At 61.0% G+C, this 7,447-nt stretch carries 7 protein-coding genes; 5 read left to right on the forward strand and 2 right to left on the reverse strand.

All coding sequences use genetic code 11. From position 1 onward, the window contains the following. The first annotated feature begins 84 nt into the window (after positions 1-84). The gene (locus tag IE079_RS17380; protein WP_189578125.1) at positions 85-1,386 is read left to right on the forward strand and encodes a pyridoxal phosphate-dependent aminotransferase; all 1,302 of its coding nucleotides are present in this window, start codon (positions 85-87) and stop codon (positions 1,384-1,386) included. Between the two features lie 78 nt (positions 1,387-1,464). On the opposite strand, the gene IE079_RS17385 is transcribed toward IE079_RS17380, so the two are convergent. Both IE079_RS17385 and IE079_RS17390 read right to left on the reverse strand, forming a co-directional pair. Next, the gene (locus tag IE079_RS17385; RefSeq protein ID WP_189578126.1) at positions 1,465-1,710 is read right to left on the reverse strand and encodes a hypothetical protein; all 246 of its coding nucleotides are present in this window, start codon (positions 1,708-1,710) and stop codon (positions 1,465-1,467) included. Positions 1,711-1,873: 163 nt separating this feature from the next. Continuing rightward, complete coding sequence (locus IE079_RS17390; protein ID WP_189578127.1) at positions 1,874-2,803, reverse strand: LysR family transcriptional regulator; 930 nt, start codon at positions 2,801-2,803, stop codon at positions 1,874-1,876. Between the two features lie 140 nt (positions 2,804-2,943). Here IE079_RS17390 and IE079_RS17395 point away from each other — a divergent pair, with 140 nt between their 5' ends. From IE079_RS17395 to IE079_RS17410, 4 genes are all read left to right on the forward strand, one after another. After that, a complete protein-coding gene (locus IE079_RS17395) occupies positions 2,944-4,506 on the forward strand; it encodes a DHA2 family efflux MFS transporter permease subunit (RefSeq protein ID WP_189578128.1) in 1,563 nt (520 codons plus the stop codon). 20 nt (positions 4,507-4,526) lie between these two features. Then, positions 4,527-5,693 carry an HlyD family secretion protein gene (locus IE079_RS17400; RefSeq protein ID WP_227712579.1) on the forward strand — a complete coding sequence of 389 codons (1,167 nt, stop codon included), beginning with the start codon at positions 4,527-4,529 and terminating at the stop codon, positions 5,691-5,693. A gap of 55 nt (positions 5,694-5,748) precedes the next feature. Continuing rightward, positions 5,749-6,543 carry an inositol monophosphatase family protein gene (locus IE079_RS17405; protein WP_189578129.1) on the forward strand — a complete coding sequence of 265 codons (795 nt, stop codon included), beginning with the start codon at positions 5,749-5,751 and terminating at the stop codon, positions 6,541-6,543. A gap of 686 nt (positions 6,544-7,229) precedes the next feature. Then, the coding region (locus IE079_RS17410; RefSeq protein WP_227712580.1) for a transposase at positions 7,230-7,447 on the forward strand (218 nt) is incomplete at its 3' end.

The following is a 7,447-nucleotide window of genomic DNA, read 5'->3' on the forward strand; positions in this document are numbered from 1 at the left end:
CTACCGGAGGACAGTCTCGCCAGGCGAGACTTGTTGCCTATACTGCGCGTGTTACCCACGCACAACCCACGGTAAAGACAGGCCATGGACATCCAGAACGAACACCGTTATGCCATCAACCTCAATGTGCGGGGCATCCAGCCATCCGCCACCCTGCGCATTAACGAGCTGAGCAACCAGCTGCGCGCCGAGGGCCGCGACATCATCAAGCTGGGCCTGGGGCAGTCCCCCTTCCCGGTACCGGAACGGGTGGTGCAGGCGTTGCGGGACCACGCCAGTGAGAAGGACTACCTGCCGGTCAAGGGGCTGAAGGGGCTGCGAGAGGCCATTGCCGGCTATATCAACCGCGCCGAACGCATGCGTTGTAGCTGGGAGGACGTGCTGATCGGGCCCGGCTCCAAGGAGCTGCTCTTCATCCTGCAGCTGGCCTACTACGGCGACCTGCTGATTCCCCGCCCGAGTTGGGTGTCCTATGCCCCCCAGGCGCGGATCATCGGTCGTTCGGTACACTGGCTGCCAGCCCATGCGGAAAACAACTGGCAGCTGACCGCCGAGGAACTGGATATCATCTGCCGGGATGACCCCGGCCGGCCCCGCATCCTGATCCTCAACTATCCGTCCAACCCCACCGGCTGCACCTATACCGATGACCAGCTGCTGGCCATCGCCAACGTGGCCCGCAAGTACCGGCTGATCCTGCTGTCGGATGAAATCTACGGCGAGGTGCAGTTCGACGGCCGCCACAAGTCCATCGCCCGTTACTACCCGGAAGGCACTATTATCAGCACCGGCATGAGCAAGTGGCTGGGGGCCGGCGGCTGGCGCCTGGGCACTTTCATATTCCCGCCGGAGCTGCGGCCCCTGCAGGATGCCATGGCCATTATTGCCAGTGAGACCTTCACCTCCACCGCCGCGCCCATCCAGTATGCCGGCATTACCGCCTTCAACGGCGGCGAGGATATCGACGAGTACCTGCGCCATTCACGCCAAGTGCTGAAAGCCATTGGCGAATATGTGCACGAACGTCTGACGGCCATGAAGGTTGACGTGCGCAAGCCGGAAGGGGCCTTCTATCTGTTCCCGGACTTCTCGGCCTACCGTGAGGCACTGGCAAACCGTGACATCAAGACCAGCGCCGCCTTTTGCAAACAGCTGCTGGAAGACACCGGCGTGGCCGTGCTGCCCGCCAGTGATTTCGGCTTTGTGCCGGATCAGCTTAGTGCGCGGCTGGCATTTGTGGACCTTGACGGAGCAAGGGCCCTGGACCTGGCGGCCGGCGAGTTTGCGGACCAGGAACTGTCAGGTAATGAGGACTTCATCCATCAGGCGGGACCGAAGCTGGTCAAGGCGATGGACCGGATAGAGGCGTGGCTGGAGGGGCTGTAAAAAAACAGAAAAGGAAAGAAGCGCCGGGCCCTGGCGTGCCGTTCGGATCGAACAGCGCACCAGGGCCCGTCCAGCAACTCATGAAGCGTTGCTGTCAGCTTTTTCTTCCGCTTCGGAGTCAGCTTTGTTTTCCGCCTCACTATCAGCGGCTTCTTCTGCCTTGCGGTCCTGCTCTTCCTGAGCAGCTTTTTCCTGCAGCTGCTGCTCCAGAACTTCTTCCATCCAGTATTGCTGGGCACTGGCGTTAGCGGCGCCCATGATGCCGGCAACGGCGATGGTGGCGACGGCAAGGGTTTTCTTCAGGTTTGCATTGATACCGAACATGATTTAACTCCTCGAATACGAATATTTGAATTCGTCGGGTATCAGCGGCGGATCGCCCTGGCTGATCTCGATGGTTGTATTATTCGGGAGTTGCACGATTCAAAAAAATTGTTTAGCGGTATCCTTAACATCATCTGAAGTGATGTATCGGGAGTGCCGGTCATCACCGGTCTGTCATTTCACCCACCAGGTCCTGCCACCGCTCGCGAACAAGAAACTCCACCAGCGAGCGCATCCAGATCAGCCCCGGCTCACGGTCATGACGCGCGTGCCAGATCAGGTACACGCTGATGGGGTCCACCTCGATGGGCAGCCGTGTGAGCCAGAGCCCTTCCCGCAGCCGTTCGTCCTGCATCATGCCGTCCGGCAGTGCGGTGACCAGGTCCGAGGTTTTCAGCAGTTGTGGGATGGCGGGAAAGTGGTTGACCGTCACCGCCACCCGGCGGCTGAGCCCCATTGCGTCCAGTGCCGAGTCCACCGGGCCATGGGTATCGCCGGTCGGGGATATCAGCAGGTGCCGGGCGTCCAGGAACTCCTCCAGGGTAATGGGGCGACCCGCCAGCGGGTGATCCTTCCGCATGGCCAGGACATAGCCGCTCTCTGCCAGCCAGGTACTGCGCAGGCTGTGGTCGTGTTCCTCCAGCATACCGATGGCCAGGTCCACATGGGCTTCCCGCAGCTGCATATGGGCGCCACCCAGGGTGTAGGGCACCGCGTGCAGGTCAACCCCGGGGGCATCCCGTTCCAGCTTGCCGACCAGTGCCGGCCACAGCAGGTCCAGCATCATGTCCACCAGGGCAATACGGAACTTGCGGCGGGAACTGGCCGGGTCGAAAGCACTGGTGCTCACCGCCCGGGACAACTCGTGCATGGGGTTGCGCACCTGATCCCACAGGCTGAGAGCGTAGGAGGTGGGCTCGATCTGGCGGCCCTTCTTGACGAACACCGGATCTTTCCAGGCGTGGCGCATCCGCGACACCGCATTGGACACCGCCGGCTGGGTCATCGACAGCCGTTCGGACGCGCGGGTAATGGAGCCTTCCGTCATGATGGCGTCGAAAATATACAGCAGCGTCAATTCCTGGTTTTTCAAATGTCTGCCCCTGAGGTACATTTAATCAGCTTGCTAAATCGTCGTAACCGACGAAGGTAGCAGACCTATGGCTCACTACACTGTCCATCAGGGACTACCCCCTGACTGATCCGCCAGTCCCAAACACGTCCGGAAGCCACATGTCGCAAGTGGAGATGATGTTCCAGCGTTACGGGCCCAAATACAAGTGGCTCGTCACCCTTACCATGCTGCTCGGGCTGGTGGCGCTGGGCATGTCCATTACCATCGTCAATGTCGCCACCCCCTACATCAAGGGCTCCCTGGGGCTGAGTGACGTGCAGGTGCAGTGGATTTCCACCGGTTTCCTGGCCGCCACCACCGTGGCCCTGCTGATTGCCCCCTGGCTGGTGAAGGCCTTCGGCCAGCGGGCCACCTTTGTGGGGTTGCTGGCTACCTTTGTGGTGGCGTCCATCATCGGCGGGCTGGCCACCAGCATGGCGGCCATTGTGGCGGCCCGGGTGGTACAGGGCGCCATGACCGGCCTGATCCGTCCGCTGGCGCTGGAAGCCATTTTCTCGGTGTTCCCCGCCAATGAACGGGGCATGGCAACTGCCATCTACGGCATGTGTCTGGGCCTGCCTCTGACCCTGGCCACGGTGATCGGCGGCTGGCTGGTGGAGTCCTTTACCTGGCGCTACGTGTTCTTCGTGACCCCGCCCATGTGCCTGGCGGCAATGGTGATGGGCTATCTGTTCCTGCCCACCCGGGAAGGTACCGGACCCCGGCCACCCTTCGACTGGACCGGCGCCATCAGCCTGTTTGTCTGCATTTTTGCCCTGCTGGCGGCGGTCTCCAATGGTCAGCGCTGGGGCTGGGACAGCAATGCGGTGGTGGGGCTGCTTGGCCTGTCCCTGTTACTGGGTGTCGGCTTTGTCTGGTGGGAACGTCATATCCACCAGCCGCTGCTGGACCTGGGCATCTTCCGCCGCCGGGCCTTTCTGGCCGGCTGCCTGGCAATCTTCGTGTTCGGCGGCGCCTTCTACGCCATCATGTACCTGCTGCCCCTGTTCGCCCAGGGCATCCTCGACTTCCGCCCGGTGACCACCGGCCTGCTGTTCCTGCCCTCCACCCTGGTGCTGGCGTTGCTGGTGCCGGTGGTCGGCAAGCTCAGTGACCGCTACCCGGCCCATTACATGACCCTGCCAGGGCTGGCCTTCGCCACCTTTGCGGTGTTCCTGTTCTCCCGCGCCGACGCCTATACGTCCTTTACCTATCTGGCCGTAGCTCTCACCCTGATGAGCGCCGGCATGGCGTCGTTTCCGCCACCAACCCTGTCCCGGGCCATCGGCTCGCTGCCGCTGCACCTCACCGGTTATGGCTCGGGAGTGATCAACTTCATGCTGCAGATGGGGGGCGCCTTCGGTACCGCCGCCCTGGTACTGATGATGGACCGGCGCATCACCTGGCATGGCGAACATATCAGTACCGTTGTCACCCCGGGCAATGACGTGGCCATGGCCACCGCCGCCCGCTGGCAGGAAATACTCGCCAACGTCGGCGTACCGCAGGCATGGCAGCAGACCGCAGCCCTGCAGCAAGTCGGCGCCACCGAGCAGTTCTGGGCCACAGTGATGGCTTACCAGGACGGCTTCTGGCTGGTGATGATCGCGCTCACCTTCGTGGTGATACCGGCCTGGCTGTTGAGCCGATGGAGCCGGCCACTTCAACATGCTACAGACTGACCCTGACCCGGGATAATTTCATGGTAATTGACAACAACAACGACACCACCACCCACAAAGGCAAGCCTGCCCCGAGACCGGGGCAGATGGCCAGGCTGTTACTGATCGCCGTGCTGATACTGGCTGGCCTGATCTGGCTCGGCCAATGGCTCTGGTACCGCCACACTCATGTAGTGGAAGACAACGCCAGCGTCACCACCGACCTGGTGACCGTGTCCTCCCGCCTGTCCGGCCGGGTTGACGCCTTCCCCCTGGAAAACGGCGACCCCCTTGTGAAGGGCCAGATCGTGGCGGAACTCTACAGCCAACCGGAACAGCTGGAGCTGGACCAGCGCCAGGCCAGGGTGGCCAGCATGGAGGCGAGACTGACCTTCGAGCAGCAGCAGATTGAACAGGCCCGCCGGCAGCTGCAGGGCGGCATCAGCAATGCGGAGCAGCAGCTACAGGCCGCCCGCACCGACCTGAAGGTCGCCGAGGTGGAGCTGGAAGACGCGGAGCAGAGCTGGCAGCGGGCGGACACGCTCTTCCAGTCCGGCTCCCTGTCCAGACAGCAGCGCGACCGGAACTACTACGATCTGATGTCGGCCCGGGCACGGCTGGAAACCGCACGGCAACAGGTGACCCTGCGCCAGTCGCAACGGGATACCGCCAGGCTGGGGCTGTTTTCCGGCAGCACCATGTCGCTGCCCACGCCGGAGCTTCTGGAAGCCCAAACTGCCATCACCCGGCAGCAATTGGTGGAGGCCGAAGCCAATGTCCGTCAGCAGCAAGCCCTGCTGGCAGACATGACCGTGACCAGCCCCGCCGACGGCGTAGTGGCGCGCACCTTTATTGAAACGGGCGAATATCTGTCCGCTGGCCAGCCTATTCTGATGATGTATCAACCGGACAATGTCTGGATCGAAGCCAAAATCAAGGAAACCGATGTGCGCAACCTGTCGCCAGGCCAGGAAGTAAAAATCCGTGTGGACGCCTGGCCTGATACGGATTTCTCCGGCAGGATCCAGGTGATCGGGCGCTCCGCCACCAGTGAATTCGCCCTGATACCCAGCTCCAACCCCTCGGGTAACTTCACCAAGGTCACCCAGCGCATTCCGGTGCGCATCTCGGTGGACAAGGGCGATCGCAGCCTGCTCAGTCCGGGAATGATGGTGGTAATAGCGGTAAACACCCGCGCAGCCGATTGATTCAGACAACGCTTCCTGCAATGGTATCGGCAATCACCATTTCAGGGAGAGCCCCATGTCCGACATAGCCGACTTCGCCGAACGCATCGCCTGGGAGGCAGGCGAACTGGTTCGCCGTGAGCGGGAAGATAATACCCTTCGCACCGACTACAAGCAGCAGACCGAGCTGGTCACCCACGCGGATGTCATGGCTGACGAGTTTATCACTGACGCCATCCGCAAGGCCTACCCGGACCACCGCATCCTGTCCGAGGAAACCATGCCGGACCTGACCCAGGCGGAGGAACTTGACACCCCCCTGTGGATCGTTGATCCCATCGATGGCACCGTAAATTATGCTTACGGACACCCCCAGGTGGCGGTGTCCATCGCCTGGGCGGAAAAGGGCCGGGTGCAACTCGGAGTGGTGCATGCGCCCTTCTCTGAGGAAACCTTCCGCGCCGAAAAAGGCCAGGGCGCCACCCTCAACGGCGAGCCCATAAAACACAGCGGCGCCACCGACCTGCGCCAGTCCCTGTTCGCCACTGGCTTCCCCTACACCAAGGACAACCTGGAACCCCTGGTACGCCGCCTCAACGTAATGATCCACCACTGCCGCGACCTTCGCCGTATCGGCTCCGCCGCGCTGGATATCTGCTGGATAGCCTGTGGGCGGCTGGATGCCTATTACGAGACGGTCAGTCCGTGGGATTTTGCCGCAGCCAAGCTGATCGCCCGGGAAGCGGGAGCCAGGGCCGGGCATTTCAGCGAGGTGCCGGAGGGATATCCGGAGGATCTTTGGGGACGGGATAACCTGATTACGGCGCCGGAGATTTACGAGGAAATTCGGGCATTGTTGGCAGGGGCCTGATCAGGGCCGTCGGCTGGAAAAGCAGTCGCGGGGACCATGAACTGGGAGGTTTCACTTATATAGCCTTTTTCCCTCGTTACATCAGATGGTTACGACGACCCTCAAAAACCGGGATAGTGGTCTTGATGATCACTTTTCCTGAGATCAATAAATGAGCCACCCCGGTAACTCTTTGACTTGGGGTAATTTTAGGCCTAATTTTGAAACATTACCGATGGAGATATAGGTCGCTGAAAAACGGTCGTGGCGACAGATATACAGCTGTTAAAGGCCTGGCTGTCGTGTTCTTGGGTACGGTGTTTGGGGCCGGTTCCGGTGGTTGGCCTCGGCAGAAACACATCCCCAAATTTATCATTGGAGTTGGTAGGTCATTCGGTGCAAAGGTCGCGGGGCAGTCCGGTTTAACCTCGGACAAAACCGCCCATATGGTGCTCTGGTTCCTGGCGCCATGGGTCAAGTTGGTACAAGGTATCGGGGAGTCGGCATGCTGCATTGGTTGCCCCAACAAAATAAAGGGTAAACGGCCCTTAACAATGCCAGTCACGGCGACGGTTTTTACATTGCGGCTTCGCCTCCATTCCAAAACCGCGCGTGCTGAGCGGCTTTGAGGCTGTAGAAAAAGTCCCGAAGATCCCGCTCCGGGTTTGGTAGCATTGAGTCATCGCAGGCCGACAAGGACCCGTCCCATGCCCCGCTTCAGGCACTACAATTACGATCAGGATGGGATGGTCGTGATCAACTACCAAGAGCAGCTCCAGCCCGGCACTTTCGAACACGCGGTGCACTACCTGATTGAACACAAGCTGGACCTGTCGGTGTTCCACCCCAAGTACCGCAACGACGACACTGGCCGGCTGGCCTATGATCCGGCGATTCTGCTGAAGATCATCCTGTTCGCCTACTC

The organism is Marinobacter zhanjiangensis, assembly GCF_014651935.1.
GTDB classification, from domain to species: Bacteria; Pseudomonadota; Gammaproteobacteria; order Pseudomonadales; family Oleiphilaceae; genus Marinobacter; species Marinobacter zhanjiangensis.

What these genes read in the sequence shown, in the direction of transcription:
- IE079_RS17395 (WP_189578128.1), top strand. Translation starts at nt 2,944, where the DNA reads ATGTCGCAAGTGGAGATGATGTTCCAGCGTTACGGGCCCAAATACAAG.
- IE079_RS17385 (WP_189578126.1), bottom strand. Translation starts at nt 1,710, where the DNA reads ATGTTCGGTATCAATGCAAACCTGAAGAAAACCCTTGCCGTCGCCACC.
- IE079_RS17405 (WP_189578129.1), top strand. Translation starts at nt 5,749, where the DNA reads ATGTCCGACATAGCCGACTTCGCCGAACGCATCGCCTGGGAGGCAGGC.
- IE079_RS17380 (WP_189578125.1), top strand. Translation starts at nt 85, where the DNA reads ATGGACATCCAGAACGAACACCGTTATGCCATCAACCTCAATGTGCGG.
- IE079_RS17400 (WP_227712579.1), top strand. Translation starts at nt 4,527, where the DNA reads ATGGTAATTGACAACAACAACGACACCACCACCCACAAAGGCAAGCCT.